This window comes from Streptomyces sp. NPDC111656 (assembly GCF_055656965.1).
On sequence record NZ_JBVKCA010000039.1, the window covers coordinates 46,578 to 65,075 of the forward strand.

Sequence of the window (18,498 nt, forward strand, 5' to 3'; positions counted from 1 at the left end):
AGCGCAGCACATGAGAATCACCCTGTCCGAGCGCGGCACCCCGGACTGGCAGACCGCCGCGGACCTGGCCCGGCTGGTGTTCGCCAAGCAGTACCAGGCGAGCATCTCGCCCGACCCGGACGGCTTCCTCGCCTTCTTCGAGACCGCCGCCGACGGCCAGGAGGAAGTCCTCGCCTGCGCGGGCCTGTCCTTCCCCGAGGAAGAGAGCATCCTGCTCGAGCGCTACCTCGACGCCCCCGTCGAAGACGTCATCACCCGGGCCGTGGGCGCCCCCGTCAAACGCTCCCAGGTCCTGCAGATCGGCTCCATCGCCTCGGTACGCGCCGCCGCCGGCGCCGAGATCATCAAGGCGATCCCGCTGATCATGGCCTGCCTGGGCCGCCCGTACGCGGTGATGACCATGACCGGCCGGCTCGCCGCCCTCATGCAGCGCCTGGGCTGCGTCTTCCACCCCCTCGCCGACGCCAGCGCGCAGCGCCTGCCCGAAAGCGAACGGGCCGCCTGGGGCTCCTACTACGACACCCGGCCCGTCGTCGGCTACGCCGAGGCCGCCGAGCAGTCCACCCTGCTGCTGGCCGCCATCGGCCGCTACTGCTTCACCTCGGTCGACATGCGGCTGCTGAGCAACCGCCCGCAGCAGGGGGTGCTCACCCGTGCCGCCTGACACCCCCGCCCGTCTCTCTCTCGCCCAGGGGCTCCTGGAACGGGCCGGCAGCGACGCCGTCATGGTCCGCGTGCTGGCCGCCGACGGCTCGGCGCCCGCCGCCTTCAGCTACCGCGACCTGACCGGCGCCGCCCTCGCGCTGGCCGCCCGGCTCCAGGAACAGGCCCAGGTACTGGGCCGGCCGGCCCGGGTGGGACTGCTCGCGGAGAACTCGCCCGAATGGGTCGTGGCCGACCTGGCCGCCCTGTTCGCCGGCGCCGTCGAGATCCCCGTCCCGACCGCCTTCACCGCCCAGCAGGCCGCCTCCCTCCTGCACAGCGCCGACCTGTGCCTCACCGACGCCGCAGGCGAAGCAGCCCTGGCCCGCTGGCACGCCGGCACCCCCCAGAGCGTCCTGCCCGACGGCTGCCCCGCCCTTCCCCTCGACCTGCCCGCCCTGGCCCGCGCACCCCGCTCCGCCGCGCCCCCGCAGATCCCCGCACACGACCAGATCGTCAAGGTCATCCACACCTCCGGCACCACCTCCGCCCCCAAAGGCGTACAGATCCGCCGGCACGGCCTGGACGAACTCCTCACCTCACTGCGCGCCCGCACCCGCCCGGAGATCTTCGAGCGCTATCTGTCCATCGTCCCGCTCAGCCTCCTCATCGAGCAGGTCGCCGGCCTCTACATGCCCTTCCTGGCAGGCGGTTCGGTGTCCTTCCTGCCGCCGGGCACCGCCCTGGTCGGCACCGCCGCCGACGCCGCCCCCCGCATGCTCACCCTGCTGCGGGCGGCCCGCCCCACCGCCCTGGTCGTGCCGCCCACCGTCGCCGGCCTCTTCCTCGCCCTGTGCGAGGCGCAGCCCGCCGAGAGCGTCCCCGAGCGCCACCGGCGGATCTTCGGACACGACGGGCCGGTCTTCATCGCCTGCGGCGGCGCCCCCGTCCCCCCGGAGCTCCTCCAGCGCCTCGACGCCCACGGACTGACCGTCCACGAGGGCTACGGGCTGAGCGAGAACTCCTCCGTGGTGTCCTGGAACTTCCCCGGCGCCGTCCGCTTCGGCACCGTCGGCCGCCCCCTGGACCACGTGCACGCCGAACTCGCCGACGACGGCGAACTCCTCATCCGCAGCACCTCCCTGTTCGCCGGCTACACCCGCGAGGACCCCTCCAGCGTCGTCGTCGACGACCAGGGCCGCCTGCACACCGGCGACCTCGCCGAGATCGACGCCGACGGCTACCTGCGGATCACCGGACGCAAGAAGAACCTCGTCATCACCGCGGGCGGCCGCAACGTGGCCCCCGAATGGGTCGAGGCCCGCTACCGCGAACTCGGCTTCGTCCGCGAGGCCGCCGTCGTCGCCGACGGCCTCGACCAGGTCCACGGCCTGTTCGTCATCGACGCCGCCCTCGACCACGACACCGCCCGCCGCGAGATCACCGACTTCGGCCGGCACAAACTCTCCGGCATCGAACGCGCCGCCGTCGTCCACCTCATGTCCGAGGACGACCCCGCCTACGCCACCTGCTTCACCGTCACCGGACGCCCCCGCCGCGACGTCGTGCGCGCACACGTCCTCGACCAGCCCCGCACCCCCGCCGCGGCCGCGGCCCCCGAGACCCAGGAGAAGGCATGAGCACGGCTGTGAAGACCACCCCCTACGGCACCGGCAGCGGCCTGCTGGTCGAGGCCGCAGGCCCCGGCGGCCTCGACGGCGTCGACCCCAAGGAACTGCGCGACCTGCTCTCCCAGGCCGGCTTCCTGCTGCTGCGCGGCTTCGGCGCGGACATGGACGCCTTCACCGCCCTGGTGCAGCACACCTCCACCTCCACCACCCTCGACCCCGCCCGCGACTTCTACTCCGAGGTCGCCCAGAAGGTCGACGCGGGCCTCGACGAGGTGGGCCTGCACACCGAGAACGGCAACAGCCCCTTCCGCTCCCACCTCGCCTGGTTCTTCTGCGAGAAGGCCGCCTCCTCCGGCTCCCAGACCACCGTCTGCGACGGCTACCGCGTCTGGGACGCCCTCAGCCCTAAGGCCCGTACGGCATTCGCGGCCCAGGACATCGTCTACAGCCGCTACGTCGCCGAGCCGCAGTGGCGGGCGATGGCCCACCACCTGCTGGGCCGCACCAAGCCCGCCGACGAGATCGGCGTCGAAGAACTCCTCGCGCTGGCAGGCCAGTTGCCGGGCACCGAGATCGTGCCGCAGGACGACGGCGGGGTGCGCTACTCCTTCACCACCCCCGCTGCCGGCACCACCGTGTTCGGGCCGCGCCCCTCCTTCGCCAACAGCATCCTGGGCCCCTCCTTCAACTACGAGAAGCCCACCATCACCTTCGCCGACGGCACCGCCCTGTCCCCGCAGCTGCTGGCCGAGGTCGAAGAGGTCACCGCCCGCCTCACCGAGAACCTCGACTGGCAGGACGGAGATGCCGCCGTCATCGACAACACCCGCGTCATGCACGGCCGGCGCGCCATCACCGACCCCGACCGCACCATCTACAACGCCCTCAGCTACATCGAGGCACCCGCCGCCTGACCGGGCCGCCCCTCCCGCCCCCACCCCTCAGCGGAAGAAGAAGGGGGCAGAGGGGCGGGAGGCAGATCCATCCGAGAGGGAACGATGACCACCGACCACACCGCCCCCCGCACGACGGACACCGCACCCGCCGGCGCAGCAGCGGATCCCCGCCGCTGGCGCCTGCTCGTCTTCGTCGCCCTCGCCCAGTTCATGGTGCTCCTCGACACCACCGTGGTGAACCTCGCCCTGCCCGCCATCCAGGCCGACCTCAAGGCCGGCGCCACCGCCGTCGAATGGGTGCTGACCGCCTACATCCTGTGCTTCGGCGGCCTCATGCTGCTCGGCGGCCGCACCGCCGACCGCTGGGGCAGGCGGCGCACCTTCCTGCTCGGCGCCCTGCTGTTCACCGCCGCCTCCCTGCTGTGCGGACTCGCCCAGGGCGCCGGCCTGCTGATCGCCGCCCGCGCCCTGCAGGGCTGCGGCGCCGCCTTCCTCTCACCGGCCGCGATGTCCCTGGTCACCACCACCTTCCCCAAGGGCCGCGAACGCACCACCGCGCTCGCCGTGTGGGCCGCGCTGGCCGGCCTCGGGGGCACCCTCGGCGTCATCGCCGGCGGCCTGATCACCGACAGCCTCAGCTGGCGCTGGATCTTCTACATCAACCTGCCCTTCGGGATCGTCGCCGTCGCCGGCGTCCTGCTGCTGTCCCGGGGCCGCCCCGAGACCCGCATCCGCGGCTCGCGCCCCGACATCGCCGGCGCCGCCACCGTCACCACGGGCCTGGCCGCCCTCGTCTACGCCATCGTCAACATCCAGGACCACGGCGCCGCCTCCACGCCCTACGTCCTGGCCCCGGCCGCCGCCTCCCTCGCCCTGCTCGCCGCGTTCGTCCTGATCGAACGCCGCACCCTGGACCCGCTGATGCCACTGCACCTGTTCGCCACCCGCTCCCTGGCCACCGCCGGCCTGGGCCGCGTCCTGACCAGCGGCGTACAGGCGTCCGTGCTCTTCCTGTGCAGCTACTACCTGCAGCGCACCCTGGGCTACTCCACCCTCAGGTCCGGGTTCGCGTTCCTGCCGCTGGGCGTCGTCGCCATCCTCGTCACCGCCCCCGCCACCCGCATCATGCACAAGGCCGGCCCCCGCCCCGTCTACCTCGCCGGCGCCGCCGGCTCCGTCCTCGGCCTCCTCCTGCTCACCCAGGCCCCGCAGGACGGCACCTACCTGCTGCACCTGCTGCCCGCCCTGCTCATCCTCGGCGCGTCCATGCAGTGCTGCGGCATCCCCGTCAACGTGCACGGCGTCTCCGACATCCCCGCCCGCCAGCAGGGCATCGCCTCCGGCGTCCTGGTCGCCGCCTTCCAGGTCGGCGCCTCCCTCGGCGTGGCCACCGTCGCCACCAGCGCCCTGACCCGCACCACCCACGAACTCACCCACCACACCGCCCCCGCCCTGGCCTGGCTGGACGGCCTCCACCTCGGCTTCTGGATCGCCACCGGCATCGGCGTCCTCAACCTGCTCACCGCCTACTTCGCACTGCCCCGCCACCAGGGCGCCCCCGCCCCGGCCGGCCCCCGCACCGCCTGACCACCCCCCAACCCCCCAGCCCCCCAACAAACACGGAGAGGCCCATGGCACGCCCCGGAGACACCCTCCACCTCGGCAAGGACAAGCTCACCTTCCTGACCACCGCCGCCGAAACCGACGGCGCCTTCGTCGAAGTCGAAGTCGAATACGCCCCCGCCGTCATCAAACCGCCCCAGCACTACCACCCCCGCCAGACCGAACACATGCGCCTTCAAAGCGGCCGCCTGAGCCTCCAGCTCGACGGCGTCCTGCACGAGTACGAACAAGGCGCCGACTTCTACATCCCGCCGGGCGCCGTCCACTCCATGTGGAACCCCGGCCCCGAACCCACCCGGGTCATCTGGCGCACCACCCCCGCCTACCGGACCGAAACCGTCTTCGAGACCCTCTGGGGCCTGACCAACGAAGGCCGGCTGCGCCCCGACGGCACCCCCCGCCTGCAGATGCCGCTGCTCGCCCTCGCCTTCCGCGACGAGTACCGCGTCGTCACCGGCCGCCCCTACCCCCTCGACACGGCCCTGTGCCTGCTGCTCTCCCCGCTCTCCCTGGCCTGCGGCTACCGCCCCACCTACCGCCCGCCCCAGAACACCGCGGCCCTCCAGCCCACCGCCTGAACACACCGGCAAAGGCCCGGAGTTCGAGCCGGACCCAAGGGCGCAGCGAGCCGTGCGCCCTAGCGTCGGCCCCAACCGACATACGGCCGATGCGTGGAGGAATGGTCATGGCCACCGAAGCACACGAATTCACCCTGCCCGGCGCGGATCTCCCGCAGCCCGACGCCGAATTGCGCAAGAAGCGCGAGGCGGTCGTCCTGCAGCACACGGTCGCCGAGATCGCCTGGGACATCGACGGCGTGCTGGCCACCTTCCCGCGCGGTGGCGTCTACCGCATCCAGGCCTTCGAAGAGGGCCCGCTGATCGGCGAAGAAGCCATCAAGAAGGGCTATTTCGCCGACCTCAGGGCGGCCTTCCCCGGCCTCGAGCACGAACTGCACCACGTGCACCACACGCCCACCGCGGTGATCCTCGAGGCACAGGCCCGCGGCAGGCAGGAGGCCGACTGGCGCGGCATCCCCAACCGCGGCAAGTCCATCGACGCCCCCGTCGCCGTCTTCTTCCACTTCGACGGCGACGTCCTGATCGACGAGACCCTCTACTTCGACATCGCCACCTTCCAGCGCCAGCTCGCCTGACCCCCCCTTCCACGGGCGCGGCACGGCACGGCGGGGCCCGGATACCGGTGCGGCCGGTACCCGGGCCCCGCCGTGCCCGCGCCCGGGTGCCGAGCGGGGCTCGAGGAGGACTTGAGCAGGCGTCCGTAGCGTCGACGGCGCCCCACCGGCCCGCGCGCGGGCGCGGGCACCAGGGCGCCGCGGGCCGGACCGGTCACGGCGATGAGCATCTCGCACTGACCAGCCTCCAGAAAGGATGCTCGATGAGCACCGTCAACCCCCCATCCCCGGGCGGTGAAACCAAGAGGGTGGTCTTCTGGGCCATCCTCACCACCAGCCTCGCCTCGTTCATGGCGGGACTGGACAACCTCGTCATCATCACGGCGCTGCCCACCATCCGCGAGAAACTCGGCGGCAGCCTCACCGACCTGGAATGGACGGTCAACGCCTACACCCTGTCCTTCGCGGTCCTGATGATGTTCGGCGCCGCCCTCGGCGACCGCTTCGGCCGCCGCAAGGTCTTCAGCCTGGGCCTGCTGCTGTTCACCGCCGCCTCCGCGGCCGCCGCCCTCGCGCCCGGCATCAACGAACTCGTCGCCGCCCGCGCCGTCCAGGGCGTCGGCGCGGCCATCATCATGCCGCTGTCGGTGACCCTGCTGACCGCCGCCGTGCCCGCCGAGAAACGCGGCGCGGCCCTGGGCATCTGGGGCGCCGTCAACGGACTGTCCATCGCCGCCGGCCCGCTGGTGGGCGGCGCCATCGTCGAGCACCTGTCCTGGCAGTGGATCTTCTGGCTGAACGTGCCGATCGGCCTGGCGCTCGCCCCGCTGTCCTTCCGCAAGCTCGCCGAGAGCCGCATCGCCCACTCCCGCCTGGACGCCGTCGGCACCGCCCTGGCCAGCCTCGGCCTGTTCGGCATCGTGCTGGGCCTCATCAAGGGCCACGGCGACGGCTGGACATCCCCCCAGGTCCTGGGCGCACTGATCGGCGGTGCTGCCGTGATGGCCCTGTTCGTGGTGTGGGAGAACCGCACCGAACACCCGATGGTGCCGATGCGGATGTTCCGCAACCGCGCCTTCACCGCGATCAACCTGGCCGGCGCCCTCATGTCGGTCGGCATGTTCGGCGCGATCTTCCTGATGACCCAGTTCCTGCAGAACATCCAGGGCTACACCGCCATGCAGGCCGGCGTACGGCTGCTGGCCTGGACCGCCATGCCGATGGTCGTCGCCCCCATCGGCGGCATGGTCTCCGACCGCATCGGCGGCAAACCCGTGGTCACCCTCGGCCTCGCCATGATGACCGCCGGCATGGTCTATTGGGCCTTCGTCCTCAAGCCGGACGTCTCCTACGCCGCCCAGCTGCCCTCCCTGATGATCTGCGGCGCCGGCATGGCCCTGTTCTACGCCCCGCTGATGAACCTCACCATGGGCTCGGTCGCCGAACACGAACAGGGCATCGCCTCCGGCGTCACCGCCGCCACCCGCGAGGTCGGCGCCGCCCTCGGCGTGGCCCTGCTCGCCTCCATCTTCAGCGCCAACGGCGGCTACGCCTCACCGCGCAACTTCGTCGACGGCCTGGTGCCCGCGATGTGGGTGGGCGCCACCGCGGTGGCCCTCGCCACCTTCGCCATGCTGGGGGCCCCCTCCCGCCGGCGGGCCGCCGCGAGCACCCCCGTCGCCAAGGCCGCCCCCGCGCAGGAGAGCGCCCCGGCCCCCCTGCACTGACCTGACGCCGGGGCCGGCGCCACCCGTGGGGGTGGCGCCGGCCCCGGCGCCGTCCCACGAACCGGCGCCCCGGCGCCCCGACGAACCGAGGACGCATGGCCATTGAGGAGATGAAGGTCCGCGACGCCTTCCGGATCACACCGTCGCAGCTGCCGGACAACCGGGGCCTGTTCTTCGAGGCCTGGCGGCTGGGCGGCCTGACGGCGGCGAGCGGCCAGCCGTTCACCGTCCGGCAGGTCAACTTCTCCGTCTCCCGGCGGGGCACGCTGCGCGGCATCCACGGCACCACCCTGCCGCCGGGCCAGGCGAAACTGGTGACCTGCGTGCGCGGCGCCGCCCTGGACGTGGTCGTCGACCTGCGCGTCGGCTCCCCGACGTTCGGCATGTTCGACACCACCCTGCAGGAAGCCGGCTCCGGCATCGGCGTCTACCTCGCCGACGGCCTCGGCCACGCCTTCCTCGCCCTGAGCGACGACACCTGCATGAACTACCTGTGCTCCGAGGAGTACGTGCCCGGCACCATGGTCGACATCCAGGCCCTCGACCCCGACATCGGCATCCCCTGGAACACCACCGGACAACTCATCCGCTCCGACAAGGACACCCACGCCCCCAGCCTCTCCGAGGCCGCGGCCCGCGGCCTGCTGCCCACCTACGAACAGGCCCTCGCCTCCTACCAGCCCGCGGCCCCCGCCGGCCGGCGCCCGTAACCTGACGGGTGGTGGCGCCGGCAGCGGGAGGTGCGGTGATCGAGTGTGTCCGGGCGGTACTGCTCACGCCCGCCGGCCGGCTGCTGCTGATCCGCCGCACCTGGCCGGGCGCCACGCCCTACCGGGTCTTTCCCGGCGGGCACGTCGAACCGGACGATCCGGGCCTGCGCGCGGCCCTGGTCCGTGAGATACGCGAAGAGACCGGCGCCGAGCCGCAGATCACAGGCCTGCTGCACGTACTGGCCGACGCACACCAGCGCCAGTACTTCTACCTGGCCCGCATCCGGTCCTGGTCCGAGGCGGACCGCACCGGACCGGAGTTCGCCGACCCGGACCGCGGCGAGTACCGGCTCGAGGAAGTCCCGCTGAGCATCCAGGCGCTCGACGCCCTCAGCCTGGAGCCGCAGGAGATCGCCGCACTGCTGCGCGACGCGGTGACGGCCGGGACCGACCTGGCCGCCCTGGCAGATCCGGCACGCTGAGTTCGGCGGCCGGCACCGGGAACCCCTGCGCCAGGAGCTCGGCCGCCGACGGCCGCCGGGTGTGAACCGGCCTGCCCTGCCCGCAGGTTGGAGCGAGCTCGGCGAAGGAAACGCGAGGCCGATGCCGCCCCGGGCCCCTCCTCCGCGCGGAGAACCAGGCTGATCAGCATCCGGCCGGCCGATCAGGCACGGACCCCGCACGCTGCGGTGGCGGCCGCAGTTCCGCAGGCGGGAGGCGAGGAGGGCGTCAACTCCTGCCCGCCCGGGGAGTGCGGCCGCGCACGGGCACCCGCCACTTCTGTTGAACGTGCGAACCGATGTGCTCCGGTCGCCGATCGGGGGGTGCCGACCTAACCTCGGTTGAGGCCGACAGTGACCAATGGGGCAGTTGTTCAAGATGGGAGAACATCGTGAATGACACATTCCGCAGCCACTGGGGGCGCACCTTCGCCGTAGGAACCCTGACAGCGGCCCTGCTGTCCGGGGGAACAGCGGGCGGTACCGCGATAGCGGCCGCCGGATCCCAGCATCCGGCCGCACCCGCAGCGACACCTTCGGCATCGGCGCCGGAGACGTCGAAGACGACGACCACCGCGCCGACGACGACCACCAAGCCGTCGCCTACGACGACCACCAAGCATTCGCCGAAACCGTCGCCGACGAAGACCACCAAGCATTCGCCGAAGCCGACTCCGTCGAAGACGCACAAGTACACGCCGAAGCCGAAGCCGACTCCGTCGAAGACGCACAAGTACACGCCGAAGCCGAAGCCGACTCCGTCGAAGACCCACAAGTACACGCCGAAGCCGAAGCCGTCGAAGACGGCGCACCCGACGATGACCGCCAAGCCGACCAAGACCTCCTAGCCTGACCGCCGGGGCACGTGACACGCCCGCGCCTTTGAGGCGCGGGCGTGTCTGCCGGAGTCTTGGGGTCGGTTATCCGAACTGGCCGGGCTGGTAGTCGCCGGCGGGCTGCCGGACGAGGACGTTCACGCGGTTGTAGGCGTTGATGAGGGCGATGAGCGAGACCAGCGCGGCGAGCTGGTCCTCGTCGTAGTGCTTGGCGGCGTTCGCCCAGGCCTCGTCCGTGACCCCGCCGGCCGCGTCCGCGATGCGGGTGCCCTGCTCGGTCAGTTCCAGGGCGGCGCGCTCGGCGTCGGTGAAGACCGTGGCCTCGCGCCAGGCCGCGACCAGGTGGAGGCGCTGCGGGGTCTCCCCGGCGTGCGTGGCGTCCTTGGTGTGCATGTCGGTGCAGAAACCGCAGCCGTTGATCTGGCTGGCGCGGATCTTCACCAGTTCCTGCGTCGCGGCCGGCAGCGCCGAGTCAGAGACCGCCTTGCCTGCCGAGTTGATGTGCCGCAGGGCCTTGCCTGCGACCGGGTTGCCGAAGAGGTTCAAGCGGGCGTCCATGGTGAGCTCCTGTGCCGTTGCCGGTGGTTACACCTTCCTGACGGACCGGCCCGCCAGGATGTGACAGGAACGCAAGGGAACGCGTCTTCTCCGGGCCCGGTCGCGCCCCCGGGGCGCGCTCACCGGCTCACAGCGCGGCCTTGTGCTTCAGGGGCTCCCACCAGGCGCGGTGGTCGCGGTACCAGGCGAAGGTCTCGGCCAGGCCCTGGGCGAAGTCCTTGCGGGGGCGGTAGCCGAGCTCGCGGGAGATCTTCGTGCAGTCCACCGAGTAGCGCAGGTCGTGGCCGAGCCGGTCGGGCACGTGCTCGACGCTGTCCCAGGCCGCCCCGGCGAGGTCGAGCAGGAGGGTGGTCAGTTCCTTGTTGCTCAGCTCGGTGCCGCCGCCGATGTTGTACACCTCGCCCGGCCGGCCGCCGGTGCGCACCAGTTCCAGGCCCTGCACGTGGTCGTCGATGTGCAGCCAGTCCCGGACGTTGAGCCCCTGCCCGTACAGCGGGACGCGGTGTCCGTCGAGGAGGTTGGTGACGAACAGGGGGATGACCTTCTCGGGGAAGTGGTGGTGGCCGTAGTTGTTGGAGCAGCGGGTCACCCGGACGTCCAGGCCGTGGGTGCGGTGGTAGGAGAGGGCGACGAGGTCGGAGGAGGCCTTGGAGGCGGCGTAGGGGGAGTTGGGGCGCAGCGGGTCGCTCTCGGGCCAGGAGCCCTCGGCGAGGGAGCCGTAGACCTCGTCGGTGGAGACGTGCAGGAAGCGGGCCGGGCCGCCGGGCCGGCGCAGCGCGGCGTCCAGCAGGGTCTGGGTGCCCAGCACGTTGGTGGTGATGAACTCGGCGGCGCCGAGGATGGAGCGGTCGACGTGGGACTCCGCGGCGAAGTGCACGATCTGCTCGTGGCCGGCGGCGAGTTCGGCCACGAGGCGGGTGTCGCAGATGTCGCCGTGCACGAAGCGGAAGGCGGGGTGGGAGCGGACCGGGTCGAGGTTGGCGGGGTTGCCGGCGTAGGTGAGTTTGTCCAGGACGGTGATTTCGACGTCGCCGGGGCCTGCCGGGCCGAGCAGGGTGCGTACGTAGTGCGAGCCGATGAACCCCGCTCCGCCGGTGACGAGGATGCGTGTGGTGGTCATGAGGAAATCTGCACCTTGCTGTGGTCGCCGAGGATGAGCCGGTGGGCGGCGGGGACCCGGGGTGCGGGGGTCACCTCCACGTTGCGTCCGATGATCGAGGCCTCCACGCGGCGGGCGCCGCGTACCGAGGAGCCGTCCAGGACGATGGAGAACTCGATCTCGCTGTCGGTGATGCGGCAGTCGTGGGAGATGGAGGTGAACGGGCCGACGTAGGAGCCGGCGATCACGCTGCCGGTGCCGATGACGGCCGGGCCCACGATGCGCGAGCCGCTCACCCGGGCGCCCTCGTCGATCTGCACCCGCCCGATGATCTCACTGGTGTCGTCGACGTCGCCCTCGATGCGCGGCTCGGTGTGCTCCAGGACGGAGCGGTTGACCTCCAGCATGTCGCCGACGTTCCCGGTGTCCTTCCAGTAGCCGGAGATCGTCGTGGAGCGCACGTCGCGCTGCTGGTCGATGAGCCACTGCAGGGCGTGGGTGATCTCCAGTTCGCCGCGCCAGGAGGGCGTGATGGCGCGGACGGCCTCGTGCACGGCCGGGGTGAACAGGTAGACGCCGACCAGCGCGAGGTCGCTCTTGGGGGCCTCGGGCTTCTCCTCCAGCCCTGTGACCCGTCCGTCCGCGCCGAATTCGGCGACCCCGAACTGGCGCGGGTCGGGGACCTGGGTGAGCAGGATCTGGGCGGCGGGCCGCTGCGCGCGGAAGGCGTCGACGAGGGAGGAGATGCCGCCCACGATGAAGTTGTCGCCCAGGTACATGACGAAGTCGTCGTCGGCGAGGAAGTCGCGGGCGATGAGGACGGCGTGGGCCAGGCCCAGCGGCGCGTCCTGGGGGATGTAGGTGACGGTGAGGCCGAACTTGGAGCCGTCGCCGACGGCTTGCTTGATCTCGTCGGCGGTGTCCCCGACGACGATCCCGACCTCGGTGATGCCCGCGTCCGCGATCGCTTCCAGGCCGTAGAAGAGCACCGGCTTGTTGGCCACGGGCACCAGCTGCTTGGCGGATGTGTGGGTGAGGGGGCGCAGGCGGGTTCCGGCCCCGCCGGAGAGTACGAGAGCCTTCATGGAGGTGAGGCTAGGAGTGGGCGCTTGAGCGGGGATGGGGGATGGGCCGCGCCCACAGGCCCCCTCCAGGGCGGCTCGAGAGGCGGTGGGGATCCTCGGGTGACACGGCGGGGCGGGCGGCTGCGCCTGCCCGCTTCGGTGACGCGAGCCCAGGAAGGCTTGAGGCATGGCAGACAACCACCGTGAACTCGTCCAGCGCTTCGTCGACATGATCAACGCTCATGACGTGAGCACCATGAGCGAGCACACCGCGCCCGGGCACATCGACCACAACCCCGTTGTGGAGGACGGCATCGAGGCGAACACGGCGTTCTGGGAGCAGATCTTCGCCGCGTTCCCCGATGTCAAGGTCACCGTCCACGACCTGGTCGTGGAGGGGGACCGCATCGCCGGGCGTTTCGAGTACTCGGGCACCCACCAGGGCACGTTCTTCGGCGTCGGGGCCACCGGGCGGCCGCTGAACTTCCAGTCGATCGACTTCTGGCGGGTCGAGGACGGCCTGCTGGCCGAGCACTGGGACCAGCTGGACATGGCGGGGCTGTTCCGCCAGCTCGGCGTCGACATCCACGCCGGCCAGGACGGCCGGTAGCCGTCGTCGGACGCGGGCGGGCGGCCCGGCGCGCACCGTGTGCGCGCCGGGCCGCCCGTGCGTGAGCCCGTCCGTGAGCTGGTACGGGGCCGGGCCGTCCGTGTGTCGTCTCTACGGGACCGGGGCGGGTCGCGGCTCTACGGGGCCGGGGCGGGCCGCGGCCTGTTCGACGGCGTCGGTGAGCCGGGCGTGGGCGAGGAGGGCCTCGGTGTGCGGGGTGAAGTCCTCGCGGTTAAGGACGGCCCGGGCGAAGACGCCGGCGATGTGGGTGAAGTGGGTGTCCGGGGCGAGGCGGATCTCGCGGACGGCGCCGCCCTGTTCGACGTGCAGGACGGGGACGTGCTCGTCGGGGGTGCTGAAGGCGCGTTCCAGGCGCAGCCGTCCCTGGCTGCCCCACAGGTCGTAGCCGCTGCGGTAGGCGTGTTCGACGCCGTAGGCGAGCTGAGCGGTGGCCCCGCAGGCGGCGGTCAGCAGGGCGCCGCCGGCGGGCGCCGGCCCGTGCGCGGTGGCGGGGCTCACGTGGGCGCCGGCCACCCGCAGGTGCGGGCCGAGGAAGAGCTGGGCGGCGCGCAGCGGGTAGGCGGCGACCTCGGGCAGGGTGCTGGCCCGCCGCGGGGTGCCGTCGGTGTCGCGGCGCAGCGGGATGCCGAACTCGGAGCCGAACAGGCGCAGTTCGCCGATCAGCCCGTCGTCGAGCAGCTGCCGGACGCGGGCGTGCTGGGAGTGGTGGAGGAACATGAAGCTCTCCATCAGCAGCAGGCCGTGCTCGCGGGCGAGGGACACCGCCTTGTCCGCGTCCGCGAGGCGGGCGGCGAACGGCTTCTCGCACAGCACGTGCTTGCCGGCCTGAAGCGCCCGCAGGGTCCACTCCACGTGCAGTTCGGGCGGCAGCGGCAGGTAGACGGCGTCCACGTCGTCGCGCTCCAGCAGCCCGGCGTAGCCGGCCACCGGCGTGCCGCCGAACCGGCCGGTGAACGCCCGCGCCTTCGCGAGGCTGCGGCTGGCGATCGCGGTCACCTCGACGAGCGGCTGGCGGGCCATCGAGGGCAGCATGCGCCGCTCGGCGATGTCCGCGCAGCCCAGCACCCCGATCCGCAGCACGCCCGCTCGCTGTGTGCGCACGGGCCCGTTCACCGGGCGTACGCCCCGCCGCGGGCCCAGGCCGCGCGCAGTGCGCTCAGCAGGGTCCGGGCCTCGATGTTGAGGTAGTTGCTGTGCCGCAGCAGGTCGGACAGCTGGCCGGCGGTCACCCACAGGAAGTCCCCGGGTACGTCGACGGGGAACTCGCCGCCCACTTCCATCAGGACGTAGCGGTTGCCGGCGTGGTGGAAGCGGCCGCCCTCCTCGGACTGCACGGTGTCGTACAGCAGCGTGCCGGGATCGGCGCGCAGGACGAGGTCGAGGTAGCGGGGCCGGCGGGGCAGCGGCAGGGTCAGGGCGCGGCCGGGCTGGCACTGCACGGTGGGGCCGAGTTCGGCCACGTCCAGGACGCCGGCCTCGGAGCGGGCGTGGGCGAGCAGGTGCGGCACGCCGCCGATGCGGCGCACCAGGAACGCCGACAGGCCCTGTTCGGCCGGTGCGAGCAGGGGCTGGGTCCAGCGGGTGACCTCGCGGTTGGCGGCGGCCACGGACGCGGCGATGACGGTGAAGTGGTGGCCGCTGTCGTGGGCGATGGCGTCCTCGGTGCGCCGCCAGTTCCGCACGGCGGCCAGCGGCATGCTGGTCTGCACGAGTTCGCGGTGGGCCTTGATCTCGGTGAGCCGGTTGAGGAGGTGCTCCATGCTGTGCAGCGGGGGTCCTTCGTCGGCGTACGAGGGGATCAGTGACAGCACGGTGCGGGCGTCCATGTTGACCACGTTCGACTCGCGCAGCAGCTGGTGGATCTGGCCGAGGGTCAGCCAGACGAAGTCCTCGTGCGCGGGGACCGGGCCGAGGGCCTCGACCACCATGTTCCGGTTGCGTTTGCGCAGGAACCAGGAGCCCTGTTCGGACTGCAGGGAGTCGAACAGCACCCGGGAGCTGGTCCGCGGCGGGGCGAAGTACTCGATGTAGTTCACCCGGGCGCCCTTGTGCACGCCGGTGTAGTTGCTGCGGGTGGCCTGCACGGTGGGCGACAGCTGCACGGTCTCGAGGTTGCCCGGTTCCATCTTGGCCTGCATCAGGCAGTGCAGGACGCCGTCGAACTCCTTGACGACGATGCCCAGGATGCCGATCTCGGGCTGGTTGATGATCGGCTGCGACCAGGACGCGGCGTGCCCCTCCCACTCGGCGCGCACCTGCAGGCCCTCCACGGAGAAGAACCGGCCGCTGTCGTGCACGAGGTTGCCGGTGGAGTCCGAAAAGTGCCAGCCGGCCAGGTCGCGGAAGGGGATGCGCCGCACCTCGTAGCGGTTGGTGCGGCGCTGTTCGGCGAACCATTCGCGGAAGACCGGATTGGGCGTCACCGGGCTGTCCAGGGTCTGGGCCGACAGCGTGAAGCGCCGCCCCGGACGGGTGAGGGTGCCCGGGGGCACCGCCTGGGTGATGGTCATCAGTCTCCTTCGCCGTGTGCCGCGCGCCCGGGGCCAGGCCGCCGCCACGACGATCCGCCAGGGCGATCGGCCGTGACTGGAGAGCGCCTCGAAACGCCCCGCACGCCCGCTCGACCCCCCGTACCTGCCGCTGCTATGTCTCCTGTCACTGCTAGACAAAGGGTGGGGGCGTCCCTACCGTGGGGCGGTATGAGAATCCTCTTTGCCAGCGCGGGCAACTTCGGGCACGTGTATCCCCTGCTTCCCTTGGCGAAGGCCGCGCGCGCCGCGGGCCACGAGGTCGCTTTCGCCACCGGCGAGCAGCTGCACCCGGCCCTGCGGGCGGCCGGCCTCGAGCCGGTGGCGGCGGGCCGCTCGGTTCCCGAGGCGTTCATGGAAGCAGTACGCGGCAGTGCCGGCCTCGAACACGGCGAGGGCGACGGCGACCTGGGCGCCCAGGACGTGCCGCCCGAGGTACTGGCCGACCTGCACGTGAAGGTGTTCGGCTCGGTGCTGCCCCGCTGGGTGGCCGCCGACCTCGCCCCCGTCCTGGCCGGCGGGAGCTTCGACCTCGTCGTCTACGAGGCACTCAACCCCGGCGCCGCCTTCGCCGCGCACCTGGCGGGCGTGCCCGCCGTCGCGCACGGCGTGGGCGTGATGGCGATGGGCCCCGAGGAGGCCCGCATCCAGGAGGAACTGCTGGCCACCGCCGCCGACCTGGGCGTGCACGTGCCCGGCGGCCAGCTGCTGGCTCTGGCCCGCACCTACATCGACATCTGCCCGCCCTCCCTCCAGGACCGCGGCTTCCTGGCCGCCCCGCTGCCCCGCGTCGAGCAGCGCCCCGTCGCCTACGGCGAGCCGGGCGAACTGCCCGCGGCCATCCGGGACGCGGACGGCCCCTTCGTCTACCTGACCCTGGGCACCGCACTGGGCTCGGTGGACGTCCTGCGCACGGTCATCGAGGGGCTGCTGCCGCTCGAGATGCCGGTCCTGGTGGCCACCGGCCCGGTGGTGGACGTCGCCGACCTGGGCGAACTGCCCGAGCGGGTGGTGGCGGCCGCGTGGGTGGCCCAGCCCGAGGCACTGAAGCGGGCGGCCCTGGTCGTCCAGCACGGCGGCGCCGGCACCACCCTGGCCGCGCTCGCGGCCGGACTGCCCCAGCTGATCCTCCCGCAGGGCGCCGACGGACCCGCCAACGCCGCCGCCGTACGCGACGCGGGCGCGGGCGAGCTGGTCCACGCCGCCGACCTGACGGCCGGCGCGGTCACCGCACAGGCCCGCCGCATCCTGGGCGACGAGACCTACCGCGACGCGGCCCGCAAGGTCGCCACCGAGATCGCCTCCATGCCCGCCCCCACCGAAACCGCCACCCGCCTCCCGCAGTTCACGACCTGACCCCCACCCCGGCCCCGGAGGCCTGCCCCCTGGCCCGCGGGTGCCCGGCCCCGGACCCGGGCGCCGGATCCCCGGCCCCGGAGGCCTGCCCCTTGGTCTGCGGGTGTCCGGCCCCGGTCCTGGGTGCCGGATCCCCGGCCCGGGGCTCCTGGCCCCGCGTCCGGGGCGCTCACCGCCACCCCGAGGGGGTGACCCGTCCGTAGAAGGAATGACCCCGCTCCGCCGCAGGACCGACTCCCGCACGCCGGGAGGGGATGGCCCCGCTCCCGGGAGCCATCCCCTCCCCGGGGGCCCTGGTCCGCCTGGTCGAGTCTGCCTCGGGTGCGTATCCCGCCCAACCCCCGGAGGGATACGCACCCCGCCCCCCGGGCGCCGGCCCGCCAGCCGCCCGGGCACCGGCTCCGGTGCGCGCGTGCATTCCGTTGCTTTGAGTCTCAGCGGCTCTCAATATTCCGGGCATTTCGGCCTGGAAGGTCCGTTACGTCACCAAAGCGTGAGGGCTTCGGCTTGAGGACGGTCTCTCGTTTCTGTCTGCCGCTGGTGCGGCAGGGTTGTGCCACCTGCCCGTCCCCGCCCGGCTTTGCGGCTGAGTGGGGTGGTGCGGGTCTTCCGGTCGGCTCCACGAGGTTTCGACACCGCTGGGGTGTCCAGGTCTCCGGCCACTCCGGTACCTGTTGCTGCGGCCGCCGCGAGGGCGGCGAGGTTGTGTGCGGCGTTGGCGTCCCGGTCGAGGGCCAGGCCGCAGGCGTCGCATTCGTAGGTCCGGACGTGCAGCGGCAGTTTGGCTTTCACCGCGCCGCACCCGGAGCAGGTCTTCGAGGAGGGGTACCAGCGGTCGGCGGCCAGGATGCGGCAGCCATTCCTGCGGGTCTTGTAGGTGAGTTGGCGGCGGATCTCTGCGAATCCGGCGTCGGCGATCTGGCGGGCCAGGCGCCGGTTGTGGAGCATTCCGGCGACGTTGAGGTCTTCGACCACGACGGTGCCGTACTCGGCCGTCACCTTCGTGGTGAGCTTGTGCAGGGCGTCGGCGCGAAGGTTCGCGACCCGGTGGTGGACCTTGTTGCGGGCCGTGTTGGCCTTCTCCCACCGGCGGGACGGCTTCTGTCCCCTCCGGCGGTCTGGGCCGCGTCGTCGGGAGACGGCGCGGGAGGTGCGGCGCAGTTGTTTCAGCGCGCCGTCGAGGTGGCGCGGGTTGGGGATCTCGCGGATCTCGCCGGCGCTGTCGGCCATCACCGCGAGGGTCTTCACCCCGAGATCGATGCCGACCGCGACGTCTGGGCGGGCGACCCGCACCAGGTCGCGTTTGACCTCGGTCTGGAACGACACGAACCAGCGCCCGCGCTCGTGGCGGACGGTCGCCGACAGGATCCGGGCCGTCCCGGCCTGGATGCGGGCGAGGAGCTTGCCGGTCGGCTCATGCGTGCGGATCGTGCCGAGCCGGGGCAGGGTGACGTGCCGGCCGTCCGTGTCGGCGCGGATGGTGCCGGTGGTGAACCGGCAGGCCAGGCGCGTCTTCCGCTTCGACTTGAAACGCGGCATCCCCACCGTGCGGCCGCGGCGCT

18 protein-coding genes are annotated in these 18,498 nt (G+C 72.3%); 11 read left to right on the forward strand and 7 right to left on the reverse strand.

What is annotated here, in order from left to right; genetic code table 11:
- The first annotated feature begins 10 nt into the window (after positions 1–10).
- The 9 genes from ACZ7M3_RS49990 to ACZ7M3_RS50030 all read left to right on the forward strand — a co-directional run bounded on the left by ACZ7M3_RS49990 (position 11) and on the right by ACZ7M3_RS50030 (position 8,846).
- Complete coding sequence (locus ACZ7M3_RS49990; RefSeq protein WP_355434108.1) at positions 11–664, forward strand: thermostable hemolysin; 654 nt, start codon at positions 11–13, stop codon at positions 662–664.
- Complete coding sequence (locus ACZ7M3_RS49995; protein ID WP_472073104.1) at positions 654–2,282, forward strand: AMP-binding protein; 1,629 nt, start codon at positions 654–656, stop codon at positions 2,280–2,282. The genes ACZ7M3_RS49990 and ACZ7M3_RS49995 overlap by 11 nt, the downstream gene beginning before the upstream one ends.
- Positions 2,279–3,187 carry a TauD/TfdA family dioxygenase gene (locus ACZ7M3_RS50000; RefSeq protein ID WP_472073106.1) on the forward strand — a complete coding sequence of 303 codons (909 nt, stop codon included), beginning with the start codon at positions 2,279–2,281 and terminating at the stop codon, positions 3,185–3,187. Before ACZ7M3_RS49995 ends, ACZ7M3_RS50000 begins: the two co-directional genes overlap by 4 nt.
- 84 nt (positions 3,188–3,271) lie before the next feature.
- The gene (locus tag ACZ7M3_RS50005; protein WP_472073108.1) at positions 3,272–4,756 is read left to right on the forward strand and encodes an MFS transporter; all 1,485 of its coding nucleotides are present in this window, start codon (positions 3,272–3,274) and stop codon (positions 4,754–4,756) included.
- 44 nt (positions 4,757–4,800) lie between these two features.
- Positions 4,801–5,370 (forward strand): cupin domain-containing protein, encoded by a 570-nt coding sequence (locus ACZ7M3_RS50010; RefSeq protein ID WP_351314486.1) that lies wholly within the window; start codon positions 4,801–4,803, stop codon positions 5,368–5,370.
- 107 nt (positions 5,371–5,477) lie between these two features.
- The gene (locus ACZ7M3_RS50015) at positions 5,478–5,948 is read left to right on the forward strand and encodes a nuclear transport factor 2 family protein (RefSeq protein ID WP_472073110.1); all 471 of its coding nucleotides are present in this window, start codon (positions 5,478–5,480) and stop codon (positions 5,946–5,948) included.
- Positions 5,949–6,190: 242 nt separating this feature from the next.
- Positions 6,191–7,654: a DHA2 family efflux MFS transporter permease subunit gene (locus tag ACZ7M3_RS50020; RefSeq protein WP_472073112.1), complete on the forward strand. Its 1,464-nt coding sequence runs from the start codon at positions 6,191–6,193 to the stop codon at positions 7,652–7,654.
- 95 nt (positions 7,655–7,749) lie between these two features.
- Positions 7,750–8,364, forward strand: a complete 615-nt coding sequence (locus ACZ7M3_RS50025) for a dTDP-4-dehydrorhamnose 3,5-epimerase family protein (RefSeq protein ID WP_472073114.1) — start codon at positions 7,750–7,752, stop codon at positions 8,362–8,364.
- A gap of 35 nt (positions 8,365–8,399) precedes the next feature.
- A complete protein-coding gene (locus ACZ7M3_RS50030) occupies positions 8,400–8,846 on the forward strand; it encodes an NUDIX domain-containing protein (RefSeq protein WP_472073116.1) in 447 nt (148 codons plus the stop codon).
- Positions 8,847–9,093: 247 nt separating this feature from the next.
- On the opposite strand, the gene ACZ7M3_RS50035 is transcribed toward ACZ7M3_RS50030, so the two are convergent.
- From ACZ7M3_RS50035 to ACZ7M3_RS50050, 4 genes are all read right to left on the reverse strand, one after another.
- Positions 9,094–9,693: a hypothetical protein gene (locus ACZ7M3_RS50035; RefSeq protein WP_472073118.1), complete on the reverse strand. Its 600-nt coding sequence runs from the start codon at positions 9,691–9,693 to the stop codon at positions 9,094–9,096.
- 91 nt (positions 9,694–9,784) lie between these two features.
- On the reverse strand, positions 9,785–10,258 hold the full coding sequence (locus tag ACZ7M3_RS50040) for a carboxymuconolactone decarboxylase family protein (RefSeq protein ID WP_472073120.1): 474 nt from the start codon (positions 10,256–10,258) through the stop codon (positions 9,785–9,787).
- 127 nt (positions 10,259–10,385) lie between these two features.
- Positions 10,386–11,378 (reverse strand): dTDP-glucose 4,6-dehydratase, encoded by a 993-nt coding sequence (gene rfbB, locus ACZ7M3_RS50045; protein ID WP_472073122.1) that lies wholly within the window; start codon positions 11,376–11,378, stop codon positions 10,386–10,388.
- Entirely contained in the window at positions 11,375–12,442 is a 1,068-nt protein-coding gene (locus ACZ7M3_RS50050; RefSeq protein ID WP_472073124.1) for a glucose-1-phosphate thymidylyltransferase, read from the reverse strand. Before ACZ7M3_RS50050 ends, rfbB begins: the two co-directional genes overlap by 4 nt.
- A 166-nt stretch (positions 12,443–12,608) precedes the next feature.
- Here ACZ7M3_RS50050 and ACZ7M3_RS50055 point away from each other — a divergent pair, with 166 nt between their 5' ends.
- Positions 12,609–13,031 (forward strand): ester cyclase, encoded by a 423-nt coding sequence (locus ACZ7M3_RS50055; RefSeq protein WP_352053035.1) that lies wholly within the window; start codon positions 12,609–12,611, stop codon positions 13,029–13,031.
- Between the two features lie 111 nt (positions 13,032–13,142).
- Here ACZ7M3_RS50055 and ACZ7M3_RS50060 read toward each other — a convergent pair whose 3' ends face one another.
- Both ACZ7M3_RS50060 and ACZ7M3_RS50065 read right to left on the reverse strand, forming a co-directional pair.
- Positions 13,143–14,153: a Gfo/Idh/MocA family protein gene (locus ACZ7M3_RS50060; protein WP_472073126.1), complete on the reverse strand. Its 1,011-nt coding sequence runs from the start codon at positions 14,151–14,153 to the stop codon at positions 13,143–13,145.
- An 8-nt stretch (positions 14,154–14,161) separates the two neighbouring features.
- On the reverse strand, positions 14,162–15,562 hold the full coding sequence (locus ACZ7M3_RS50065) for an NDP-hexose 2,3-dehydratase family protein (RefSeq protein ID WP_472073128.1): 1,401 nt from the start codon (positions 15,560–15,562) through the stop codon (positions 14,162–14,164).
- A 189-nt stretch (positions 15,563–15,751) separates the two neighbouring features.
- Here ACZ7M3_RS50065 and ACZ7M3_RS50070 point away from each other — a divergent pair, with 189 nt between their 5' ends.
- Positions 15,752–16,936 carry a glycosyltransferase gene (locus ACZ7M3_RS50070; protein WP_472073130.1) on the forward strand — a complete coding sequence of 395 codons (1,185 nt, stop codon included), beginning with the start codon at positions 15,752–15,754 and terminating at the stop codon, positions 16,934–16,936.
- Between the two features lie 483 nt (positions 16,937–17,419).
- Here the strand turns inward: ACZ7M3_RS50070 and tnpB are convergent.
- Positions 17,420–18,498, reverse strand: a 1,079-nt coding sequence (gene tnpB, locus ACZ7M3_RS50075) for an IS607 family element RNA-guided endonuclease TnpB (protein WP_472073132.1), incomplete at its 5' end; no start/stop codon positions are given.

Excerpts from the sequence above, each read along its gene's own strand:
- ACZ7M3_RS49990 (WP_355434108.1), top strand. The coding sequence starts at position 11 with ATGAGAATCACCCTGTCCGAGCGCGGCACCCCGGACTGGCAGACCGCC.
- ACZ7M3_RS50000 (WP_472073106.1), top strand. The coding sequence starts at position 2,279 with ATGAGCACGGCTGTGAAGACCACCCCCTACGGCACCGGCAGCGGCCTG.
- ACZ7M3_RS50005 (WP_472073108.1), top strand. The coding sequence starts at position 3,272 with ATGACCACCGACCACACCGCCCCCCGCACGACGGACACCGCACCCGCC.
- ACZ7M3_RS50010 (WP_351314486.1), top strand. The coding sequence starts at position 4,801 with ATGGCACGCCCCGGAGACACCCTCCACCTCGGCAAGGACAAGCTCACC.
- ACZ7M3_RS50015 (WP_472073110.1), top strand. The coding sequence starts at position 5,478 with ATGGCCACCGAAGCACACGAATTCACCCTGCCCGGCGCGGATCTCCCG.
- ACZ7M3_RS50020 (WP_472073112.1), top strand. The coding sequence starts at position 6,191 with ATGAGCACCGTCAACCCCCCATCCCCGGGCGGTGAAACCAAGAGGGTG.
- ACZ7M3_RS50025 (WP_472073114.1), top strand. The coding sequence starts at position 7,750 with ATGGCCATTGAGGAGATGAAGGTCCGCGACGCCTTCCGGATCACACCG.
- ACZ7M3_RS50040 (WP_472073120.1), bottom strand. The coding sequence starts at position 10,258 with ATGGACGCCCGCTTGAACCTCTTCGGCAACCCGGTCGCAGGCAAGGCC.
- rfbB (WP_472073122.1), bottom strand. The coding sequence starts at position 11,378 with ATGACCACCACACGCATCCTCGTCACCGGCGGAGCGGGGTTCATCGGC.
- ACZ7M3_RS50050 (WP_472073124.1), bottom strand. The coding sequence starts at position 12,442 with ATGAAGGCTCTCGTACTCTCCGGCGGGGCCGGAACCCGCCTGCGCCCC.
- ACZ7M3_RS50055 (WP_352053035.1), top strand. The coding sequence starts at position 12,609 with ATGGCAGACAACCACCGTGAACTCGTCCAGCGCTTCGTCGACATGATC.
- ACZ7M3_RS50065 (WP_472073128.1), bottom strand. The coding sequence starts at position 15,562 with ATGACCATCACCCAGGCGGTGCCCCCGGGCACCCTCACCCGTCCGGGG.
- ACZ7M3_RS50070 (WP_472073130.1), top strand. The coding sequence starts at position 15,752 with ATGAGAATCCTCTTTGCCAGCGCGGGCAACTTCGGGCACGTGTATCCC.